General features: G+C 47.9%; 21 protein-coding genes. 18 read left to right on the forward strand and 3 right to left on the reverse strand.

The annotated features are described in order from the left end of the window. Positions 1 to 88: 88 nt before the first annotated feature. From M3202_RS00405 to M3202_RS00420, 4 genes are all read left to right on the forward strand, one after another. The gene (locus M3202_RS00405) at positions 89 to 1,984 is read left to right on the forward strand and encodes a PrkA family serine protein kinase (RefSeq protein ID WP_251221408.1); all 1,896 of its coding nucleotides are present in this window, start codon (positions 89 to 91) and stop codon (positions 1,982 to 1,984) included. A 241-nt stretch (positions 1,985 to 2,225) separates the two neighbouring features. Further along, the gene (lepB, locus tag M3202_RS00410; RefSeq protein ID WP_349775589.1) at positions 2,226 to 2,762 is read left to right on the forward strand and encodes a signal peptidase I; all 537 of its coding nucleotides are present in this window, start codon (positions 2,226 to 2,228) and stop codon (positions 2,760 to 2,762) included. 391 nt (positions 2,763 to 3,153) lie between these two features. Beyond that, positions 3,154 to 4,326, forward strand: a complete 1,173-nt coding sequence (gene yhbH, locus M3202_RS00415) for a sporulation protein YhbH (RefSeq protein ID WP_251221409.1) — start codon at positions 3,154 to 3,156, stop codon at positions 4,324 to 4,326. 183 nt (positions 4,327 to 4,509) lie between these two features. After that, on the forward strand, positions 4,510 to 4,971 hold the full coding sequence (locus M3202_RS00420) for a hypothetical protein (RefSeq protein WP_251221410.1): 462 nt from the start codon (positions 4,510 to 4,512) through the stop codon (positions 4,969 to 4,971). A gap of 362 nt (positions 4,972 to 5,333) precedes the next feature. On the opposite strand, the gene M3202_RS00425 is transcribed toward M3202_RS00420, so the two are convergent. Continuing rightward, complete coding sequence (locus M3202_RS00425) at positions 5,334 to 5,687, reverse strand: YhjD family protein (RefSeq protein WP_251221411.1); 354 nt, start codon at positions 5,685 to 5,687, stop codon at positions 5,334 to 5,336. Positions 5,688 to 6,107: 420 nt separating this feature from the next. On the opposite strand from M3202_RS00425, the gene M3202_RS00430 reads away from it, so the two are divergent. The 13 genes from M3202_RS00430 to M3202_RS00490 all read left to right on the forward strand — a co-directional run bounded on the left by M3202_RS00430 (position 6,108) and on the right by M3202_RS00490 (position 18,286). Further along, positions 6,108 to 6,896 (forward strand): ABC transporter ATP-binding protein, encoded by a 789-nt coding sequence (locus tag M3202_RS00430; RefSeq protein ID WP_251221412.1) that lies wholly within the window; start codon positions 6,108 to 6,110, stop codon positions 6,894 to 6,896. Position 6,897: 1 nt separating this feature from the next. Then, complete coding sequence (locus tag M3202_RS00435; protein WP_251221413.1) at positions 6,898 to 7,728, forward strand: ABC transporter permease; 831 nt, start codon at positions 6,898 to 6,900, stop codon at positions 7,726 to 7,728. 22 nt (positions 7,729 to 7,750) lie between these two features. Continuing rightward, on the forward strand, positions 7,751 to 8,791 hold the full coding sequence (locus tag M3202_RS00440) for an ABC transporter substrate-binding protein (RefSeq protein WP_251221414.1): 1,041 nt from the start codon (positions 7,751 to 7,753) through the stop codon (positions 8,789 to 8,791). Positions 8,792 to 8,800: 9 nt separating this feature from the next. Next, complete coding sequence (locus M3202_RS00445) at positions 8,801 to 10,225, forward strand: UbiD family decarboxylase (protein ID WP_251221415.1); 1,425 nt, start codon at positions 8,801 to 8,803, stop codon at positions 10,223 to 10,225. Between the two features lie 299 nt (positions 10,226 to 10,524). Further along, positions 10,525 to 11,319, forward strand: coding sequence for a LamB/YcsF family protein (locus tag M3202_RS00450; RefSeq protein ID WP_251221416.1), 795 nt, complete (start codon positions 10,525 to 10,527; stop codon positions 11,317 to 11,319). Beyond that, on the forward strand, positions 11,312 to 13,027 hold the full coding sequence (locus M3202_RS00455) for an FAD-binding protein (RefSeq protein WP_251221417.1): 1,716 nt from the start codon (positions 11,312 to 11,314) through the stop codon (positions 13,025 to 13,027). The genes M3202_RS00450 and M3202_RS00455 overlap by 8 nt, the downstream gene beginning before the upstream one ends. Before the next feature lie 2 nt (positions 13,028 to 13,029). Next, complete coding sequence (locus M3202_RS00460; RefSeq protein WP_251221418.1) at positions 13,030 to 13,341, forward strand: 2Fe-2S iron-sulfur cluster-binding protein; 312 nt, start codon at positions 13,030 to 13,032, stop codon at positions 13,339 to 13,341. 13 nt (positions 13,342 to 13,354) lie between these two features. Further along, on the forward strand, positions 13,355 to 14,179 hold the full coding sequence (locus tag M3202_RS00465; protein ID WP_251221419.1) for an FAD binding domain-containing protein: 825 nt from the start codon (positions 13,355 to 13,357) through the stop codon (positions 14,177 to 14,179). Between the two features lie 18 nt (positions 14,180 to 14,197). Next, entirely contained in the window at positions 14,198 to 15,157 is a 960-nt protein-coding gene (locus M3202_RS00470) for a substrate-binding domain-containing protein (protein WP_251221420.1), read from the forward strand. A 26-nt stretch (positions 15,158 to 15,183) separates the two neighbouring features. Then, on the forward strand, positions 15,184 to 15,672 hold the full coding sequence (locus M3202_RS00475; RefSeq protein WP_251221421.1) for a (2Fe-2S)-binding protein: 489 nt from the start codon (positions 15,184 to 15,186) through the stop codon (positions 15,670 to 15,672). Further along, positions 15,656 to 17,893, forward strand: a complete 2,238-nt coding sequence (locus M3202_RS00480) for a xanthine dehydrogenase family protein molybdopterin-binding subunit (RefSeq protein WP_251221422.1) — start codon at positions 15,656 to 15,658, stop codon at positions 17,891 to 17,893. The genes M3202_RS00475 and M3202_RS00480 overlap by 17 nt, the downstream gene beginning before the upstream one ends. A gap of 14 nt (positions 17,894 to 17,907) precedes the next feature. After that, positions 17,908 to 18,156, forward strand: a complete 249-nt coding sequence (locus M3202_RS00485; RefSeq protein WP_251221423.1) for a ferredoxin — start codon at positions 17,908 to 17,910, stop codon at positions 18,154 to 18,156. After that, positions 18,149 to 18,286 (forward strand): hypothetical protein, encoded by a 138-nt coding sequence (locus M3202_RS00490; RefSeq protein ID WP_251221424.1) that lies wholly within the window; start codon positions 18,149 to 18,151, stop codon positions 18,284 to 18,286. Before M3202_RS00485 ends, M3202_RS00490 begins: the two co-directional genes overlap by 8 nt. A 74-nt stretch (positions 18,287 to 18,360) precedes the next feature. Here the strand turns inward: M3202_RS00490 and M3202_RS00495 are convergent, their stop codons facing one another. Both M3202_RS00495 and M3202_RS00500 read right to left on the reverse strand, forming a co-directional pair. Continuing rightward, the gene (locus M3202_RS00495) at positions 18,361 to 19,782 is read right to left on the reverse strand and encodes a sigma-54 interaction domain-containing protein (RefSeq protein ID WP_251221425.1); all 1,422 of its coding nucleotides are present in this window, start codon (positions 19,780 to 19,782) and stop codon (positions 18,361 to 18,363) included. Positions 19,783 to 19,811: 29 nt separating this feature from the next. Then, positions 19,812 to 21,011, reverse strand: coding sequence for a trans-sulfuration enzyme family protein (locus M3202_RS00500; protein WP_251221426.1), 1,200 nt, complete (start codon positions 21,009 to 21,011; stop codon positions 19,812 to 19,814). 307 nt (positions 21,012 to 21,318) lie between these two features. Here M3202_RS00500 and M3202_RS00505 point away from each other — a divergent pair, with 307 nt between their 5' ends. Beyond that, on the forward strand, positions 21,319 to 21,468 hold the full coding sequence (locus tag M3202_RS00505) for a hypothetical protein (RefSeq protein WP_251221427.1): 150 nt from the start codon (positions 21,319 to 21,321) through the stop codon (positions 21,466 to 21,468). The last annotated feature ends 361 nt before the right edge of the window (positions 21,469 to 21,829 follow it).

Consider the following 21,829-nt stretch of genomic DNA (forward strand, 5'->3'; position numbering starts at 1 on the left):
AAATGGAATTGAGATGCATGTTCGCCTTAGTTGGCGCATAAAGTGTAGTAATCTCGCTCTTGAACACGAGGATGGAGGTATTCGCCACATGAGTATTTTAAAAAAGATTGAGGACTTTAGAGAAGAAGAAGAACGTTTGAAATGGGAAGGAACCTTTGCTGATTATTTAGATCTTCTAAAAGAGAAGCCATGGATTGCCCAAACCGCTCACTCCCGTGTTTATCATATGATTAAGGATGCTGGTGTCGAGGAGGAAAATGGCAGAAAGAAATATGCCTTCTTTAGTGAACAGCTTTACGGAGTAGAGGATTCGATTGAGAAGCTGGTTGAGGAATATTTCCATTCCGCGGCAAAGCGTCTCGATGTCCGAAAACGTATTTTGCTGCTGATGGGGCCGGTCAGTGGGGGGAAGTCAACGCTCGTCACGATGCTCAAGCGCGGGCTTGAACAATATTCCAAGACGGAGAGAGGCGCCGTTTACGCAATCAAAGGCTGTCCGATGCATGAGGATCCCCTCCATCTAATTCCGAATCATCTTCGCCAGGATTTCTATGAAGAATACGGGGTTAAAATTGAAGGAAATCTGTCACCGCTGAACATGATGAGGCTGGAAGAAGAGTATGGCGGCCGGATTGAGGATGTGCTCGTCGAGCGGATTTTCTTTTCGGAAGATAAGCGAACCGGGATCGGGACGTTCAGCCCGTCCGATCCGAAATCGCAGGACATTGCTGATTTAACCGGGAGTATTGACTTTTCCACAATCGCGGAATACGGCTCTGAGTCTGACCCGCGAGCGTATCGTTTTGACGGCGAGCTGAACAAAGCGAACCGGGGGATGATGGAATTTCAGGAGATGCTCAAATGTGATGAGAAATTCCTTTGGCATTTGCTTTCGCTTACACAGGAGGGAAATTTTAAGGCGGGACGCTTCGCCTTGATCAGTGCCGACGAGTTGATTGTCGCTCATACGAATGAGTCGGAGTATCGCTCCTTTATTTCAAACAAAAAAAATGAAGCGCTCCATTCACGCATTATCGTCATGAAAATTCCTTACAATTTAAAGGTTAGCGAAGAAGAGAAAATTTACAAGAAAATGATAGCCGAAAGTGATCTGTCTCACGTCCATATCGCTCCGCACGCCTTAAAAGTAGCGGCGATCTTCACGATATTGACCCGGCTGCAGGAGCCAAAAAAGCAGGGCGTCGATCTGCTGAAGAAGATGCGTCTTTATGACGGAGAAAGTGTGGAAGGCTATAATTCGCAGGACCTGGAGGAGTTAAAGCAGGAATATCCGGATGAAGGAATGAGCGGAATCGATCCGCGCTACGTCATTAACCGGATCTCATCGGCGATCGTGCGCAAGCAGCTCACGTCGATTAACGCACTTGATGTTCTGCGTTCGATTAAAGAGGGACTGAACCAGCATGCGTCGATTTCCAAGGAAGATCGTGAACGCTATTTGGACTTTATCTCAATCGCGCGCAAGGAATATGATACAATCGCTAAAAAAGAAGTGCAGAAGGCCTTTGTTTATTCGTATGATGAATCGGCGAAAACGCTGATGGATAACTATTTAGACAACGTAGAAGCCTATTGCAATAAAAATAAGCTACGTGATCCATTAACCGGCGAGGAAATGACACCTGATGAAAAACTGATGCGCTCGATCGAGGAGCAAATCGGCATTTCAGAAAACGCGAAGAAGGCGTTCCGTGAAGAAATCTTAATTCGAATTTCCGCCTACGCCCGCAAAGGGAAACGATTTGATTACAACTCGCATGAGCGTCTGCGCGAAGCGATTCAGAAAAAGCTGTTTGCCGACCTGAAAGACATCGTCAAAATTACAACATCAACAAAAACACCGGACGAATCCCAGCTTAAAAAGATTAATGAAGTCATTGCCCGTCTTATTGACGAACACGGCTATAATTCCGTCTCGGCCAATGAACTGCTCCGCTATGTAGGCAGCCTGTTAAATCGGTAAAACAAGCAAGGCTTCTCCCGCCGGTACATTCTCTGGCAGGAGGAGCCTTTTTTAAAAGGAAAGGCAGCGGCCACGCGTGTAGCATGCCTCACCCTTATGGAGAGCAAAGACCTTGAAACGACCCTGCACACTGCTTTGAGCACAGACAAAAGGGAAAGCTAACTTTTGTTTATGCCTCTGGGACTTGAGCTTGTCCGAAAACAGTGTTAAGTTAATAAGAAAAAAGGTCGGAGGAGCTACCGTGGAGACGAAGAAAAATGAGTGGCTTGAGTGGACAAAAGCAATTATGATTGCTGTCATTCTTGCCGTAATCGTGCGGACTTTTTTGTTTACGAGTTATGAAGTACAAGGTGAATCAATGATGCCAAATGTCTATGATGGAGAGCGGTTTATTATTAATAAAATCGGCTACGGTTTTACAGAACCGTCCCGCTTTGATCTGATTGTCTTCCATGCGACAGAATCAGAGGACTATATTAAACGCGTCATTGGCTTGCCGGGGGATACAGTAGCGGTGAAAGAAGATGTGCTCTATATTAATAATCAACCGGTAGAAGAACCATTTCTTGAACAGAAAAAGCAGGAATATGAGTTTGGCTTTTACACAAATGACTTCGCTTTCCCTGAGGAAATTCCTCCAGGTCATGTTTTTGTTCTTGGCGACAATCGGCCTAACAGCCTTGACAGCCGCCGTATCGGACCGGTTCCGATTGACCAGATTGTCGGCAAGGTTGACTTGCGTTTCTGGCCTTTGACGGAAGCTGGTGTCGTGGAATAATATCCACCCAGCCTCTCTAAGCAATGAGCGGAACCGCCACGATCTTTTAAAGCCCGTTGTGAGTGGGTTTCTCACAACGGGCTTGTGGCGTGTGAAGCCATTGCCAGTAGGTCCAAAGCTAGTTTTGTCTCAAGCTCTTTTTTATCTTTTAGCTAAAGGAGACATGGTGAGTTCTCCATGCTTGTCCGCTTATTTTCCCTCTATTTGTCAGAATTTATTAGCAACTCTCTGACCTGTCTGCATAGGATAGAGTAAGCCATTTTAGATATGGCTCGAGACCATTATATTCAACCGGCTCAAAAGAGTGAATCATTTATAACATGGTCAGTTGCATGATCATTCTTTTTATAGGGATGTGACGGAAAAAGCAAGAAAAGAGGAGGGAAAGTACATGACAAGCAAGGACCAGCGCCAATTTGTTGTGTCACAAGAAAACTGGAGTCTGCATCGAAAGGGATATCAGGACCAGCGCCGCCACCAGGAAAAGGTCCAGGAAGCGATTAAGAAAAACCTGCCCGACCTTGTCAGTGAGGAGAGCATCGTCATGTCAAACGGACGTGACGTCATTCGTATTCCGATTCGTTCCCTCGATGAATACAAAATCCGCTATAACTACGATAAAAATAAACATGTTGGTCAGGGAGAAGGAGAAAGCAAGGTTGGAGATGTCGTCGCCCGCGATCCGAATGCGAAGCAGCAAGGTCCAGGCAAAGGTCAAGGAGCCGGCGACCAGGCGGGTGAGGATTATTTTGAAGCTGAAGTATCGATTATGGAGCTCGAAGAAATCCTCTTCCGTCAGCTCGAACTGCCAAACTTGCAAAAGAAGGAAGAAGACGAAATCGTGATTGAGGATATTTCGTTTAATGATATCCGCAAAAAAGGGCTGATGGGCAACATCGACAAGCGCCGGACGATTTTATCGGCGATTAAACGAAATGCGCTGGAAGGACGCCCCGGCCTCATTCCGATTCAAAATGATGATCTTCGCTTTAAGACATGGAATGAAATCATCCGCCCCGAATCAAAGGCTGTCGTGCTGGCGATGATGGATACGAGCGGCTCGATGGGACGCTGGGAAAAGTATATGGCTCGCAGCTTCTTTTTCTGGATGACACGCTTCTTACGGACGAAGTACGAAACCGTCGACATTGAATTCATTGCCCACCATACCGAAGCGAAAGTCGTCTCAGAGGAAGATTTCTTCTCCAAAGGAGAAAGCGGCGGGACGATTTGCTCCTCGGCCTACCGCAAAGCGCTCGAACGAATCGAAGCCGAATATGACCCGGCACGCTACAACATCTACCCGTTTCACTTCTCCGACGGCGACAACCTGACCTCCGACAACGCCCGCTGTCTGAAGCTCGTTGAAAAGCTGATGGAAGTATCAAGCATGTTTGGCTACGGCGAGGTCAATCAGTACAGCCGCCATTCAACCCTTATGAGCGCCTACAAAAACATCGACGACCCGCGCTTCCGCTACCACATCCTCAAGGAAAAAGGCGATGTGTACCACGCGATGAAGACATTTTTCAAGAAAGAAGAGGAAGGCGTGGCTGTCCGGTAACGTCTAACCAAATGAACGCAAGCAGGGAGAGGGTGTCTTCCTGCTTGTCTGTTTTTAGAAAGCAGGAAATAGATGGGGATTAGCGCCTGCTTTCGTCGTTTTTTTATTGCTGATTACACTTTCATTATTGTCATGATATGATAATTTACGTGATACTAGCTGGAAGAGGAAGGTGCTACGGGCATGGGACAAATGAAAATGAAGAAACTTCTATGGGGGCTTGTTATAGTGGTCTCCGTTTTGTTTATAGGAAATCAGGAAAGTTTCACACCTTTCCATAAAGCGATTTCTTTTAATGAAGTGGAGAAAGAAGAAGCAAATCAGGATGTGGCATCGTTTATCCAGACGGTTCAAGAGAAAAATGGCGCCCATTTGTATTTTGACCGACAGAATGCGATTTATGTTTATTTAAACGAAGCAGCAGTAGAGGTCGGTGTACAGCCTGTTTCTTATACCGACTTTTCTGTTGAAGAGGATGGAGATACGTTGAATGTGTTATATCGTACGGAAGGAGCGGCGCTTGATTCAGACAAGCCGGTCAAGTTTCAGCGGCTATATAAAATTCAATTGAACAAAGCGTATGAAAACGTAATAGGATTTAGAAATGGTGAGGAAGAGCCATTTGCCGTAGTATCAGGAAATTAGTCCGCCGATGCTCGTGATTTTGTTCCTTAGAAAGGAGATGTCATTTTGTCTTTAAAAATAAATCAGTATTGATTCTACCTCTCCCTGTTTTGTTGGGGTGTCCTGCTTATTTTTAGTTTTAGCAAGTTTCCTTTCATTTCGTTTTTTGTGAGCACCTTTCATATACACCCCTTCAATATACTCCTTTTTCTCATAAGTGCAGCTTTGTTTTTAGAATTGACAGGATTGAAGGATCTCCCTTTTTTAACGCGAAAAAGATCATCATTAGAAGCTTACTGACGGTGATCCTAAATGTACTACTCCTGCTCATTTTGTTGTTTATTATCGGCAGCGCAAGTTTGCTTGGGTAACATGTCGTATGCTCATTTCTGAATGAGCGTCCGCTTTAAATAATCACTCATCATATCTGTTACGTGCCGGCGCATGGCGTCAGGGGTGTAACGGACCTCACTGCGGTATCCCCGCCATACGACAAGGTAGCTTTGTTCTTCTTTGTATATGGTAAGACCGCTTCTTCTCGCTTCTCTTCGTAGATTTCTCAGGTCAAGCGTAATTTTTGCAATCGCAGCATCGATCATTTGCATGTACGGGAAAGGGATTTTAAGTCTGGCCTGCTCAATCTTTTGTCGATCTCGCTCAAGAACGGTGCGGGTCAGCGGCAAAAAGATGAACTGGTGGACAAGCTGCTGAATCTGCTCTTCATGGAGGATACTCATCTAATCACCCTTTCTTTTTTTTAAGTTCAAATTTAGTAGGTTGTTCGAGAAAGGAAGTCGGCTTCGCACGCCGCTTCTAACGAGACCGCACAGCGGTTTTGTTATTTATTATATGCGAATATACGTTCGTTATACTAGCGGAAAAATGAACCAGTTGGCGCAGAAAGGTAAAGAAGTTTTATCGTTTGTGAGAAATTTATTTTTGTAAATAAGAAAAATCTAATTATATTATAAGATTTAAAAATATTTTAATTATTCTGTGTAAGATTTGGTTACGAGATGATTGAAAGGAAGTTAGTTCTCGCCTAACATAAATGTCAAGAAACAAGAAAATTCTTAATTTTGATAAAATTCATTCTCACTTGAGAAAAAACAGTTGATCCATGACATTGCCAAAATCAGTTTCTGAAAGGAGAACGTATGACTGAAAGAAAGCCGAAGCTCGAAATTCAAAATCTGTCCGTAAGGTATCATTCCAAGGAACGAAGCACGCTTGCATTAACAGAGGTCGATTTAACAATTGAGGATGGTCAGTTTGTCGCGGTGGTTGGTCCTAGTGGCTGTGGGAAATCAACGCTTTTAAAAGTTGTATCAGGTTTGATTAAGCCGGCGGAAGGGAGGGCATTGCTTGATGGCGAGGTAATCGAAGGAATTCCGAACGAGGTTGGCATGGTGTTTCAAAACGATGCGCTCCTTCCGTGGAAGAGCGTGCTCGACAATGTCAGGCTGCCGTCTGTTGTGAAAAATAAATCACGCGAGGAGCAGGAAGAGATTGCGAGAAAGTACATTAACATGGTTGGATTAACAGGGTTTGAAGAGTTCTATCCGAAGCAATTGTCCGGGGGGATGAAAAAGCGTGTCGCGCTTGCCCGCGCTTTTGCTTATGATCCATCACTTTATTTGATGGATGAACCATTTGGTCCGCTTGATGCGCAAACGAGGGTGATCATCGGCGAAGAGTTTTTAAGAATGTGGGAGCAGGTTGGCAAAAGTGTATTGTTTATTACTCACGACATTGAAGAAGCGATTGCGTTGTCGGATAAAGTTGTTGTGATGTCAAATCGGCCGGGAAGGATAAGCGCTGAATTTGAGGTTGATATTGAACGGCCCCGACCATTTTATGAAACGCGCTTTGATCCTCGTTTTCAGAGGTTGCAAAAAGAGATTTGGGAAGCGTTAGCTGATTCAAAAAAGGAAGTAGGTGTATAACATGCTGAGCACGGAAGAAAGCAAAGTGAAAATCAGTACGGCCGCAAAGCGTGCGAGTGTTTCGGCGAACAAGCTTCAAGTTAATCGTGAATCGCTGCTTGTCTGGGGCGGAAGAGTAGCTGTCGGGCTGATCGTTCTGCTCATTTGGGAATTGACGTCGGGAACATTATTTAATGATTTTTGGATTAGTAAGCCGTCCGCGATCATTGAGCGGATCGTCACGTTGTCAATTTCTGGTGATTTGTGGTTTCATGTCGGTTTTACGTTGCAGCAGGCGTTGATCGGTTTAATTATCGGGATGGTTTTAGGGACGCTTCTTGGAATTGCGCTTGCTTCAAGCAACTGGATGGATAAATTGTTATATCCATACATGATGGCGCTGTATAGCTTGCCGCGTGTCGCGTTAGCCCCTTTATTCGTTGTCTGGTTTGGCATCGGGATGTCATCGAAAATCATCATGGTCATTGCAATGGTGATCTTCGTCGCCTTTTACAACGCTTATGAAGGAGTGAAAAACATTGATAAAGACCTGCTCGATATGATGAAAACCCATAAAGCGAAAAAGCGTGAAGTGTTCACATGGGTCATTTTGCCGTCGATTACGGTCTGGCTGTTAACAAGCTTACGGTTAAATATCGGCATGGCGCTCATCGGCGCGGTGATTGCCGAATTAATCGGCTCCAACCGCGGGCTTGGTTACTATATTACTTACTCTTCGGGTCTGCTTGATATTACAGGGGTGTTTACAGGGCTTGTCTTGATTATGATTCTTGCTGTGATCTTGGAGCAGCTCATTGTTCAATCTGAAAAAAGATTGTTGAAGTATCGATAATATGAAGCTGGAGGGAAAATCGATGAAAGTAAAAAGCTCTGTGTTGCTCATAACGATTGGCTTCCTAGTAATGCTGGCAGCGTGCAGTGGCGGAAATGAAGCGGAACAAAGCGCTCCTGAGCCAAATGATCAGCCTGCGGAACAGCAAGGGGCAGCGGAAGAAAATGACGAAGCCGCAACGGAACCGCTTGGAACGATGAAGGTTGGTCTCGTATGTGGGGGGATGACGCCGCTTTTAGCGCAAATCGGGATCAACGACGGGTCGTTTGCGGCAGAAGGGCTGGAAGTGGAAGAGATATGTTTTAGCTCCGGTGCTGATGCGGTCCAAGCTTTAGTCGGCGGCAGTATTGATGCCAACTTAGGCTCCTATGAACATGTGCTGCGATTTGCCGATAATGAACTCGATGTCAAAACCTATGGTCAGCTTTACAACGGTGCCAGTTATTCTCTAGTTGTAAAAGAGGATGCCCCGTTTCAGGACATTAGTGAACTGGCGGGCGAAACGATAGCGGTCACAAGAGCCGGCAGTCTTTCTGATACGGCGCTGCGAAAAGGCTTTGAAGGCACAGATATTGATCCTGACCGCGACGTCGAAATTATCGGCAGCGGCAGCGGGGCAACGATGCTCGCAGCGATTGAAAATAATCAGGTTGCCGGCGGAATGGTGTCAGAGCCTACGGTTTCACAAATGGTGGCGACAGGCGATTACCGTGTTTTATATGATCCTGATTTTGATTATGCGGGAATTGTCGTGATGTCGATGGCTGACTGGGTCGATGAGCACAGTCGGGAGATGGAGACATTTTTGAAAGTGATGCTCGACATTTACGAGCGTTCCGTAGAGGACCCGGCCTCAGTCGTCGAGGTCATGCAAGGAAACTTTCCTGAAGTGCCGCCGGATGTGCTGCAAATGGCGATTGAAGCCCAGCTTTCAAAAGTGCCTGATGGGTTGAGAGTTACCGAGGCTGGGGCGGAAAATGTCGTTGAAACGGCGATCGAGCTTGGCGTTATTGAACAGCCTGTCTCGTATGAAGAAGCGGTTGATTTATCATATTTGCCATAGGAGGCCAGCATGGGAAAAGACTTAAGAAGTTATTTGAAGCAGCTTAATGAAGCATACCCGGACAGTGTGAAGGTGGTGGAGCAGGAGGTGAATCCCCGTTTTGATATTACGGGGCATGCCGCTGCTCTCGCCGCAAAAGGAGAGTATCCGGGATTGATTTTTCATAATGTGAAGGGAGCCTCGCTTGCCTGCATGTCAAACTTGCTTACGACCTATGAGCGGATCGCGCTGTTTCTCGATTGTGACGTGCAGGACATTCCGCGGGTATTCGGCGAGAAAATCTTGAATTCCATTCCTCCGACAGCTGTTGAACCAGAGGAGGCGCCTGTGAAAGAAGTGATTCTTACTGGCGAAGAAGCGGACTTAAATCGATTGCCGATCCCCGTTCACAATGAGCAGGACGGCGGACCGTACTTATCAGCGGGTGTGATGGTGATTAGAGATCCAGAAAGCGAGAAAATCAACGCCGGTATTTATCGTCATCATATTTACGGGAAGGACGAAATGGGCGTCTGGTTTTTAGGCGCTCATCATGGAGGGCTTATTTACAATAAATACAAAAAGGCGGGCAAGCCGGCGCCTGTTGCGATTGTTTTAGGACACCATCCGGGCTTTTTAATGGGGGCGGTGTCAAGAATCGAAGGAATCGGCGGCGAGTATGAAGCCGCGGGAGCGTTGATCGGTGAATCGCTTCGTTTAGTAAAAGCGGAAACCTCTGATTTAATGGTCCCGGCAGACGCCGAAATTATTATCGAAGGGGAGATCCTTCCTGACAAAGAAGCGCCGGAGGGTCCGTTCGGGGAGTGGCCGGGGCATTATTTAGGCGGCGGCTCCGTTCCTGTCATTCGGGTGACAGGCATCACGCACCGCAAGCATGCGATTTTCCAGGATATTGTCGCCTCGAGCCGTGAGCACTTAGTTGTCGGAGCTGTGCCGCGGTCAGGCAGTATTTATCGTGCAGTCAAATCAGTTGTTCCGAGCTTGAAAACCGTCAATGTTCCTCATTACGCAAGAATGCACTGCTATCTTTCCCTCAACAAGGAACGGGATGCCGATGTGAAAAAAGCCGCTTTTACGGCGTTAAATACAGAACAGGAAAATTTGCGTCATATCGTCGTCGTGGATGAGGATATTAACGTCTTTAATGGAGAGGAGGTCGCCTGGGCGATTGGAACGAGGTTTGACGCTGAACGGGATTTATTGACGATTCCAAAATGGAACGGCCCGGGCGGATTGCTGCCGACAAACTGGGATTATCATCAGGATGGCAGCCATACAGCGAGAATGTCTAGCGCGGTGATCGTTGATGCGACAAAGCCGGCTCCGCCTGTTCCGTATCCGGCGCGGGCCGTTGTGCCAAAAGAACATGTGAAACAAATTCAGACGAACAAGCTGCGTTCATTCAACGACGAGGAAAAAAGCAGATGGTTCTAAGAGCAGTGCGGCGCAAGATAAGCCAGCCTTAAGCTGGGCGAAGCTTAAAGATCGCGCCTCGGAGCAGGGGAGAAAAGGGCAGTTCAAGAGGAACTGGATTCCGTTATGCCTCTATTTTGATGCCCATTTCCATGACAAGAGGAACGAGATTTCGTTCGCAGGCAAAATTCGTGGAGGCAGTCCCTTGTAGCTCGCAATAGCGGAATAGGGTTCCTAATTGTCTGTGGAGAAGGCGCTGGAAGCGGAATGAGGCTTTCTTTTTCATGGCGAAGAAAAAAATAAGCAGGAGGCAGGGGCGTATGAATGTCGTTGATTTGAATTGTGATATGGGTGAAAGCTTTGGCGCGTACAAAATCGGAGCCGATGAAGAGCTGCTTCAGTATGCGACCTCAGTGAATATCGCTTGCGGGTTTCATGCCGGTGACCCGGCAACGATTAGAAAGACAGTCGGCTTCGCTTTAGAACGTGGAGCTGGAATAGGGGCACACCCCGGATTACAAGATTTAATCGGCTTCGGCCGAAGAAATATCGATATTTCGCCGCAGGAAGCGTATGACCTGGTTGTGTACCAAATTGGTGCTCTCTCGGCATTCGTCAAAGCGGAAGGCGGAAATGTTCAGCATGTGAAAGCCCACGGGGCGCTTTATAATATGGCCGCGATAAATAGTGCGTTATCGGAAGCGATTGCTGAAGCAGTGTATAAGGTCGACCCTGAGCTGATTTTGTTCGGACTCGCCAACGGAGAGCTGCTGAAGGCGGGGCGGCGGATCGGACTGCGGACAGCGAGCGAAGTTTTCGCCGATAGAACGTATCAGCAGGATGGGACATTAACGTCAAGGCGGCTTGCCGATGCGATGATTGAGGATGAAGAAGAGGCGGTCCGGCAAGTAATTCGGATGATTAAGGAGAAGAAAGTCTTGTCCCGGCAAGGGATGGATGTCGGGATTGAAGCGGAAACGATCTGTATTCATGGAGATGGTCCGAATGCCCTCCATTTTGCCAAAAAGATAAGAAATGAATTGGAACAGGCCAACGTTGAAGTGAAGGCCATCGGTCAGATGAAAAAAGAGAGGGGAGAGGCGACAAATGTCTAAAGCGGTTGAAAACTTGCAAACGGATGTGCTAGTGATCGGAGCAGGAGCAGCCGGAATGATGGCGGCACGCGCCGCCGCGGATAAGGGCGCGAATGTCGTTATTGCGGACAAAAGCTTGATTGGCCGTGGCGGGGCGACGATTATTGCCCAGATGACGGTCGCGGTCGCGCTCGGGGAAGCGGACGATGACAGCACAGATCTGCACTTTGAAGACACGATGGCCGGCAGCCGCGGATTAGCCGATCCGGAAATTGTCCGGGCGATTGTCGAACGCGGCCCGGAAGTGATCAATGAAGTCGAAACATATGGCGTCAAATGGGCCAAAATCGAAGACGGCAAGCGGTCTCAGGTCGTTTCGCCGGGCCATTCACGGAAGCGCTGCGTCTATGTCGATATTCTAAAGACGGGTGAATCAACGGCCAATGGCTTAAAGCGTTCGATCTGGCGTGATGAGAAGGTGACGCGTTTAAAAAACGTTATGATTACCCGCCTTGTCAAGCACGAAGGACAAATTGCCGGAGCGCTTGGTTTTTCAATGGAAACGATGCAGCCAATCAGCATTTCAGCTTCGCAGACGATTTTGGCGACAGGCGGACTGACCGAGGTGTTTGAACGCAATAGCGCCTCCTCCAATATGACGGGTGACGGTCATATTTTAGCGGCGGAGGCAGGCTGTGAGCTCCGCGATATGGAGATGGTGCAGTTTTTCCCGATTGCCCATCTGTATCCGCCGCTTGTCGGGATTGATCCGATTATGTGGGACCCGTTCCGCTATAAGCTTGGCGGGCGGTTATTAAATGGCAATGAAGAAGAGTTCATGGAACGATATGCTGGAGAAGTCGCCGGTAAATATACCGCAACGAGAGATTTAACGAGCTATGCGATTTTTAAGGAAGTCGAAGCGGGACGAGGCTCCAAGCATGGCGGGGCGTATCTCGATTTCCGCATGGTGCCGGAGGAAAAGCTGAAAGAAGGCTTCGGCCCGGTGATCGATATTTTAAAATCACAGGGAGTCGATTTGACGAAGGATTTAGTCGAGGTCGCGCCGATGGCCCATTTTATGCTCGGCGGTGTACGGGTTGACACTTCCATGAAGACGACTGTCGAAGGGCTGTATGCGTGTGGAGAGCTTATTTACGGCATGCACGGGGCCAACCGGTTATCAGGCAACGCGATAACGGAAGCGCTCGTGACGGGAAAAATCGCCGGAGAGCAGGCGGCCGATCGGCTTGTGGCCCGGGCTGATGATATCGTAGCTGAGGAGCTTGAACGGGAATGGGAGAGGCTGCAGCAGTTTTGGCATCCGCGCGAGGTGGAGCAGGACGAAAAGTCAATGCTGGCGTTAAGGCGCGATATACAAAGAACGTTATGGAAAGGCTCAGGGCCGCTGCGGCTTGAGGAAGAACTGGTGCAGGCGCTGAAGGAGATCAAAGCGATTCGGACGGAAATTGAAAGGACAGCGCTGCAGCCCCAGGAAGACTATGCACTTTCTCTCGTTGAAAAAATCGAAGCCTACCATATGACATTGTTAGGTGAAGCGATTATTACAGGGGCGATTGAGAGGAAGGAGTCGCGAGGAGCCCATGTGCGGCTCGATTATCCGGAACAGCTTGACGAGGCTTACAGCAGCCGCTTTTTCCTAGAGGAAGAGAAGGAATGGAAGCTGGACAGACTCGTGCTGGAAGCAAAAGTAGGAAAGGGGTCATAACGATGGCAGAATTCAGCTTACAAATTGTCCGTGGTCAGCAAGGAAGCGAAAGGGCAGTTGAAAAACATACTGTTCCATTCATCGAAGGAATGAGCTTGCTTGATGCGATTTTTTGGATCAGGGAACATAAAGATCCGTCGATCGCCGTTCGCTATTCCTGCCGCTCGGCAAACGCGTGCAAGGAATGCATGGCCGTCGTCAATGAGAAGCCCGGCTATTTATGCAGCTTGCGCGCAGAAGAGAATGCCGAGTTTAGCATTGAGCCTTTAGCAGCAAGGCCATGGCTGAAAGATTTGGTTACGTCGATTGAATAGAGGTGAAGCGTAAATGAGTTGGCACAGCCCCTCTACCTTAGAAGAAGCTTTGAATCTGCTTGAGGAGGAGCAAGCGCAAATTGTTTGCGGAGGAACGGATTTATTTGTCAATTTTCAAGCGGAACAGGAGCTGCGAAATCGGTCATGGCTCAATATTCAACATCTGCCAGAGCTACGGCAGATCAGGCGAGTGGAAGGCGGGATTGAAATCGGAGCGGCGGTGACAGCTTCCGAGATATGGCAAAGTACGCTGCTGGAAGAATTGCCCGCCCTTCAGGAGGCGAGCCGTGTCATCGGCGGCTGGCAAATCCAAAACCGGGCATCGATCGGCGGCAATCTCGCGAATGCGTCCCCGGCCGCTGATCTGATTATCCCTTTAGTCGCCTATGAAGCGACCGTGACGCTGAAAAGCAAAGAGCGGACGCGCATCGTTCCACTTGTTGATTTTGTAACGGCACCTAAGAAAACAACCCTTGAAAAGAATGAAATGATTACAGCTATTTTCATACCTGATAAAGTGAGCGGTCTTCCGCAAACATTTTTACGGCACGATCAGCGCGGTGGAACAGATATTTCGCTCGTTTCCGTTGCGGTCGTGCTGGAAGAAAGCAGCCGGCGGGTGAACTGGCTCAATGTCGCTGTCGGTGCCGCGAATGGGAAGCCGGTATTCGCGGCGTTTCATGATGTCGAAAGCAATGAAACCGCCATCGCGCGGCTGGCAGAGCTTGTTGCCGCTCAATGTCAGCCGATCACCGATGTCAGGGCGAGCGCGGCGTATCGTCAGGCGATGGTCAGCGTTTTTATTAAGAAGGCTTTGACGAAGCTTGCCCTCACATGAAAGGAGAGAACGCTAACCGTGAAAGCACAAGTAAGCACAGCGGTGTCAATCAGCAGTCGCACGAATTGGATTGTTTCCGGGGAAGAACAGCTTCCTTCCTTTCAATTCAATCTGAAAAGCACGAATATAGAAGAGATTTTTGAGAAGCAAGTATCGGAAGCGTGCTATGATCTGTCGGAGCTTTCCCTTGCCTCCTATCTCATTGGCCTTGATCGGGGCGATCAGCGGCTGACGGCGATTCCGGTTTTTCTTTCGCGATCCTTCCGCCATAATACGCTCTATGTCCGCGCGGATTCACCGTGGAAGCACCCGTCAGAGCTAAAGCGTCTTCGCGTCGGTCTTCCTGAATATCAAATGACCGCGGCCGTTTGGATAAGAGCCTATTTCCGTCATCTGTGGGACGTGCAGACAGATGAGATTGACTGGGTGACGTTTCGCCCGGAACGGATCCCGATTGATACGCCAGCAACAGCAGCTAAGACGGCGAATATTTTCGATGCTCTCGTCGAGGGGGAGGTCGATGCCATTATGACTGTCAGACGTCCACCGGAGCACTATTTTCCTTTGGATGGGGAGGGAGGGAAGATTCGTCGCCTCTTTCCCGATGCCTGGGAGGAGGAAAAGAGATATTATCAGGAAACGAATGTTTTTCCAATCATGCATCTTGTCTCACTGAAAAAAGAAACGGTGAAAGCCTATCCGGCATTACCGCAACAACTGTATCAGCGCTTTCTTACCCAAAAAAATGAAATGATGAAAAGCACGTTTGAAACGATCAGCAATCAATCAATTGTGCCGTGGGTCTGGGAATCGGCGGAGCGTTCAGCTGCCTTAATGAAGAACGACCTCTGGCCTTACGGGCTGCAAAAGAACTGGCCGCAAATTGCGCAGTTTATCGAGTTTTTAAAAGAAGACGGCCTGATCTCAAGAACATTTACGAAAGAAGAGATGTTTCACGAGTCTGTCTTAACAACGTAAGAAACAGGAATGTCAGGAGGGCAGCTATGACGAGCGGAGAAACAGTTCAATTGAAACTGAATGGACAGCAGCAGACTTGGCACGGGTCACCAACGAAGCCTTTAGTGGACTATATTCGGAAAGAAGCAGGGTTAACAGGGACGAAAATCGGCTGTAAAACGGGGGAATGTGGAGCTTGCACGGTGTTACTGGACGGCAAGCCTGTTGTCTCTTGTATTTTACCAACAGCGGCTGTGCAGGGGGCGCACGTGGAAACAATTGAAGGAATCAAGCAGCATGACATCTTTCAAAGGCTGACCGATTCAATGATTGTACATGGCGGTGTCCAATGTGGATTTTGCACGCCAGGCATCATGATGACAGTAACCGCTTATGTCAATGCCCCCGCTCCATTCAATGGAAATGTAGCACAGGCGTTGAAAAATAATCTTTGCCGTTGCACAGGCTACCGAGGTATCATCCAGGCTGTTGAAAAGATCGAAAAGGAGGAGAGCGATCGTGAACAGCACGTTTAAATCACCTCATGCTCATGTTCAAAAGCTAACCGGCGAGACGAGATTTGTCGAAGATATCAGCTTACCTGGCCAGCTGGCAGGCGGTATTTTACGAAGCCCGCACGCTCATGCGCGAATCGTCAACATAGACACAACGAAAGCTCTGGAAATAGAAGGCGTGCATGCAGTACTGACGGCGGCCGATGTTCCAAGGCTTGCCTATGGACCGACGAAGTATAAGGACTGGAACATTTTCGCGGAATCGGAGGTACTCTTTATCGGGGATGAAGTCGCGGCTGTCGCGGCTGACTCAAAAGAGCTCGTTCAAGCCGCCCTGCAGATGATTGATGTGCACTATGAAGGATTGCCGGCCGTTTTCGACGCGGAGGAGGCGCTCTCCCCTGAAAGTCCGCTGCTTTATCCACAGACGGAGCAGAACCGCCCGATGCATTTACAGCTTGAGCGCGGGGATGTGGAGACGGCTAAAAAGGATGCGGAAATCGTCCGCGGCGGCCGGTATGTGATTAACCCGATTTACCAGGGGCATCTCGAGCCGATTGCCGCGCTTGCCAGTTGGTCGGAGGAGGAGGGCATAACGCTGTGGGCCGGTTCCCATATTCCGTATCGGGCCCGTGAAACGTACGCGGCGGCGTTCGGCTTGCCGGAAGACAGAGTCCGGATCATCGTGCCGCCAATCGGAGGGTCATTTGGCGCGAAATATGTGTTGAAAATGCATATTATCGCAGCCGCTTTGAGTATGGAAGCAAAAAGGCCTGTCAAAATGGTATTCGACCGTAAGGAGGATATGATCAGCGCTCATCCGCGCGTGCCATTGAAGATGGATGTTGAAATCGGGGCAACAGCGGATGGTAAATTTGTTTATAAAGATGTGGTCGTCTACGCCAATGCCGGCGCGCGGATTTATTGGAGTCCGAATATTGTCGCCACCGCCTGCACACGTCCTGATGGAATTTACCATTTTAACAATGTCAGAGCTGAAGGGAACCTCTGCTATACAAACAATAGTCCAACGACATGCATGAGAGGCTTCGGAAACGCGGAAATGCTGTTCGCGGTGGAAAGCATCATCGACGAGATCGCCGATAGTCTGAAGATCGATCCGGCTGAGCTGCGGCGGATGAATATTGTCCATCAAAATGAGAGAACGGCTCACGGCTATCAGCTCGACAGCTGCAAGCTTGAAGAATGCATCGATACAGTGAAGAAGATGGCCAATTGGCAAAGACGCGACAGCCTGCCGAAAAATCGCGGTCTCGGTCTGGCCCTCGGCAATCATGTGTCCGGCTTTCGTGGCATTGATCCAAGATTCGACGGCTCAACGGCGGTTCTTCGCTTGAAAGCAACGGGAGACATCGAGGTCGAAACCGGAGAAATTGACCTCGGCCAAGGATTGAGCCAAACCTATGCGAAAATTGCCGCGCGTGAATTGGGAATCAGTGATCAGGCGATCATTGTCAAATCGGGAGACACCGCTCGTCACCCATTTGGAATCGGGACATTGGCATCAAGAAGCACGGTGATGGGAGGCAACGCCGTTCAATTAGCGGCCGCTGAATTCAAGCGAAAGCTGTCTGCCTTTATGAAAGAGCTATACGGGACGGAAGGGAAGTGGGATGAACGGTTTATCGTCGTTGGGGAAACCGCACATTCTTTCAAAGAGATTGCCACGCTTTTTCGAATGAAGAATGCCGGCGAGGAATTGCTCGTTCGCAGCACATATGTCCCAAATACGGAGCTGCCGGACCACACATATTACGGGAATCCGTCGCCTAATTATCCGTTTGCCGCTCATGTGGCGGAGGTTGAGGTGGATCCTGATACAGGCCGAGTAAAGCTGCTTGGGTACTGGGCGGCACATGATTCCGGGACGATCTTGAACGAAGTCGGGGCGATCAGTCAGGTGAACGGGGCTGTCGCTCAGGGAATCGGCTGGGTGACGATGGAGGAATTGAAGCTTGAAGAGGGGCGGGTGATGAATCCGAGCATCATGGATTATCGGATGCCGGGGGCGGCGGATATTCCAGACATACAAGTAAGCTTTATTGAAGGAGAAGACCCGCACGGTCCTTTCGGGGCCAAATCTGTTGGGGAGGTCGCGTTAGACCCTGTGCCGGGGGCGATCGCCAATGCAATTGCCCATGCGATAGGAAAACGCGGGTATTCGCTCCCATTCACACCGGAGAAAGTTTGGACTTTGCTTCATACAGAGGAAAGCAAATAAAGAGGAGGTTACATATGGCTCATTATACGATTGTCGATCAAGAGACTTGCATCGCCTGCGGTGCCTGTGGCGCGTCCGCTCCTGATATTTATGATTATGACGATGAAGGAATTGCCTATGTCGTGATTGATGAGAATAAAGGAATGAACATCATCGCCGAAGACTTGATTGACGATGTCATCGATGCGCTGGAAGGCTGTCCGACGGAATCCATTAAAGTCGCGGAACAGCCGTTTGATGGAGACCCTTTAAAATATGAATAAGAGGGTCGGGACAAGCTGGTTCCTTATAGCAAGGCTTTCAAAATCAGGCAACGGCTACGCTCATTACGAAAAAGCTGCCGGAAAAGTGAAAACCGTACTTTTTCAGCAGCTTGCTCACAACGGACTTTAAAAAGATCGTGTCGGTTCCACTCATTGCTTAAAGGCTGTGACAAAAGGTAAAAAAACAACCTTTTGTCACAGCCTCTATGAAATCTGGTATTTTTCTAGTTTGCGGTAGAGGGTGGAGAGGCTGATGTTTAAGTCGTTGGCGACTTTTTCTTTTTCAGAGGTGGAATGAGCGGATTCCAGTAATTGTTGTAGAATCGTTTTTTCGTATTCAGCGACGAGTTCATCGAGGCTTCTTACTTTGTCAGGATGCAGCACTTTCTCTTTCTGAAAAAAGGAGTCCGGCAAGTCTCCGCTTGTAATTACGTCATCTTGAGCAAAATTAACAAGGTATTCGGCGACATTTTCCAGCTGTCTAATGTTGCCCGGCCACTGATGGTGCAGCAGCCATTGCTCGACAATAGGCTCTACTTTCATCATTGGTTTGTTCAAACGCTCGCCGTGCTTTTTTAAGAAAAAGGTAAACAATTTCAGGATGTCCTCTTTTCGCTCTTTTAGCGGCGGTAACGTAAAAGGGAGGACATTTATTTGGTAATAAAAATCCTCTCTGAACATCCCTTCCTGGATCATCTGTTCAAGGTTTTTGCTCGTTGCCGCGATGATCCTCACATTAATGGAAAGGGACCTGCTGCCATTTACGCGATAGATGCTTCCCACTTGCAGTGCCCTTTGCAGTTTTGCCTGCAGGGAAAGAGGCAGGTCGCCAATCTCATCAAAGAAGACTGTCCCGTTCGCGGCTTTCTCCAACCATCCTGGCTCGTCATCTCCATAGCCAAAAAGCTCACGTTCCAGCACCTCGGCTGGTACCGCTGAACAGCTGATTGGAATAAAGGAAGCGCTCGCCCGGTTTCCCCCGTAATGGAGAGCTTTCGCCAGCTGTTCCTTCCCTGTGCCGGCCTCACCCTGAATGAGAACGGCTGAAGGGCTGGAAGTGACCCGCTCGGCCCTTTTCACGATATCTTTTAATGAAGTGTCGTACCCGATGATGTCTTGAAAGATGATCGCGTTTTGAACCGGTTCAGCGGGAGGCAGTGCTTTTGGTGAATCCGCAGTCTCGAACAGGGCGATTTTATTTTCAATAAATTGGTGGGTCTGTTTGAGCAAATCCCACAACGTCGATAAGTTCTCGACGACTTTTTCTTTTTGCTGCGGGGAAAAAGCGATAATTCCGATGACGCCGATTGGACGGTTATCGAGAATGATCGGGTACCCCATCGTCGAAAGCTCCCGGCAATGTCGATTAAAGACACAGTTTCGGCAGTTTTCTTCTTCGTTTTGAATATCTAAAATAAACCGGGGGATCCCTGTTTCCAGCACGTTTTGAAAAAGGGAACCTTCCGGGGCGATGCTGCCAATCTGCTCTTTGTAAGAGCCAGTGCCGGCAATTCTGACTAATTTGTCGTTGACAACGGTAAATTCTAAGTCGATTAGTTCAGCGAGAACATCTAAAAAACGTTGCAGCTCTTGTTCAATGGCCGTTAAATAAGAAGCATGATTCATCGTATTCCCCCCTAAAATGCACGGTTAGGTCATGTAGTGATATTCTGAGAGAGCTGGGCCAACGCTTGTTCTAAATCAGCGATAATATCCTGAGCTTCTTCCAAGCCGAGAGAAAGCCGGATTAATCCATCGGTAATGCCGAACTTCTCCCGTTCGAATGCCGGAACGGATGAATGAGTCATCGTCGCCGGGTGCTGTACCAATGTTTCGGGATCTCCTAAGCTGAAGGAGATCATCGCTAATTTTAAAGCATTGATAAATTGCTTACTAGCCTGATAACCGCCTTTCACTTCAAAAGAAACAATTCCGCCCATCGCCCTCATTTGTTTTTTTGCTAACGCATGCTGCGGATGAGAGGGCAGGCCGGGATAATAGACTTTTTCAATGCCGGGATGTGTCTCTAAATAGTGAGCAATTGCATGCGCGTTGTCGCAATGGCGATGAACGCGCAGCGCCAATGTTTTCAGGCCGCGCAGGATGAGGAAGGCGTCCCATGAATTTAACACTTGACCGAGATCGCCCATCACATTTTTCCGCATATGATGGATGTCCTGTTTCTTGGCGACGATAAAGCCGGCAAGGACATCGCCATGACCGTTTAAATACTTTGTCGCGCTGTGGACAACGACATTGGCTCCAAGCTCCAGCGGTTTTTGTAAATAAGGGGACATAAAGGTGTTATCAACAATCAAGGGGATGTTATACAAATTAGCAATTTTGGCAATGTCCCTAATGTCTAAGACTGTAAGACAAGGGTTGGAAGGCGTCTCGATATAAATCGCTTTTGTGTTCGGCTGGATCGCCTGTTCAATAACGTCCATTGATGTACAGTCAACAAAATCATAAGAGATGCCAAAGCGCGGCGCCAGTGTTGTTAAAAATTTATGAGTACCTCCATAGACATCCTTCGTCACAAGCACATGCTCTCCGTGCTTGACGTAAGCAAGAATGGCAATGCTGATCGCGGCCATCCCGGAGCTGACACCGAGAGCGGCTTCACCATTTTCCAAATAGGCGATTTTATCTTCTAACGTTTTAATCGTCGCATTTCCATATCTGCCATAGTAGATTCCTTCTTTGTTTCCTGTTACGACATCGGCAGCAGTTTCGCAATCAGGAAAAGCGTAAGCAACTGCCGGAACAATTGATTGGGCGATCGCCCCAGTTTTTTCATCAGGCTGTACCATAGCATGAATTAGCTCTGTGTCCATAGACCGATAGTTTTTCATACAAGCCTCCTGCAGATTAAAGATTTATTAAGAACGGGAATTGTTAACGTGGAAATTATCATAATCGGGAATTATTTTCTTTCCTTGTTTTCATTTAATCGTATTTTTTAAAAAATCTCAATATTCTTGTAATGAAATGTATCAAATGAATTGTGATTTTTTGCGAATTAGATAATGGATTTTCATTTTCTATAAAAATCCCGCCTATTTTCAATGATACATGCACATTTTGCTTGAAAATAATCATCACACCTATTCATCGCCTCCTTTTGAAACATTATAATGATAGTAGGAAGGAGGCGAATCAGTGGATGTCGAAAAGCTCATCGCGCTTTTCGCTCTTATCGCTGGAGCTTTCAAAGCGATTATTTCAAGTGTGAAGGACTTATACGAGTTAAAACAAGAACGAAAAAATGAAAAACGGCGTTCTCCCCCTAAGAAGAAACGCCGCCGCTAATGAAGAGGGAGGATGTTTCCTTGCCTTCCCGCTAAACGATAAATCTCACATCCACTTCTACTGATGCTTGAAAAATTTGGGTATATGAATCTATTGATGCTTGGAATAGGATTGGCAATTATGATGCTTTTTGTTGATTTTCAGACACCTGCTGTTTTTGATCTTACATTAATTGGCCTGTTTAGTCTCACGATTTTCGTTCATGCTGTTCGGCTTTTTCTGCTACTGACTGCTGAAAAGCGTTGAGAAACGTAAAAAAACAGCCGATCTGCATTAGTAAAAGTTATTTCACTTGAACAGCAACATGCAGCTGTTGTTTGCTCCCGAAGATCGAAAAGAGATAATTGAAAATGGACGAGCG

The sequence above is a fragment of the Halalkalibacter oceani genome (genome assembly GCF_023715605.1).
GTDB classification, from domain to species: Bacteria; Bacillota; Bacilli; order Bacillales; family Bacillaceae_D; genus Halalkalibacter; species Halalkalibacter oceani.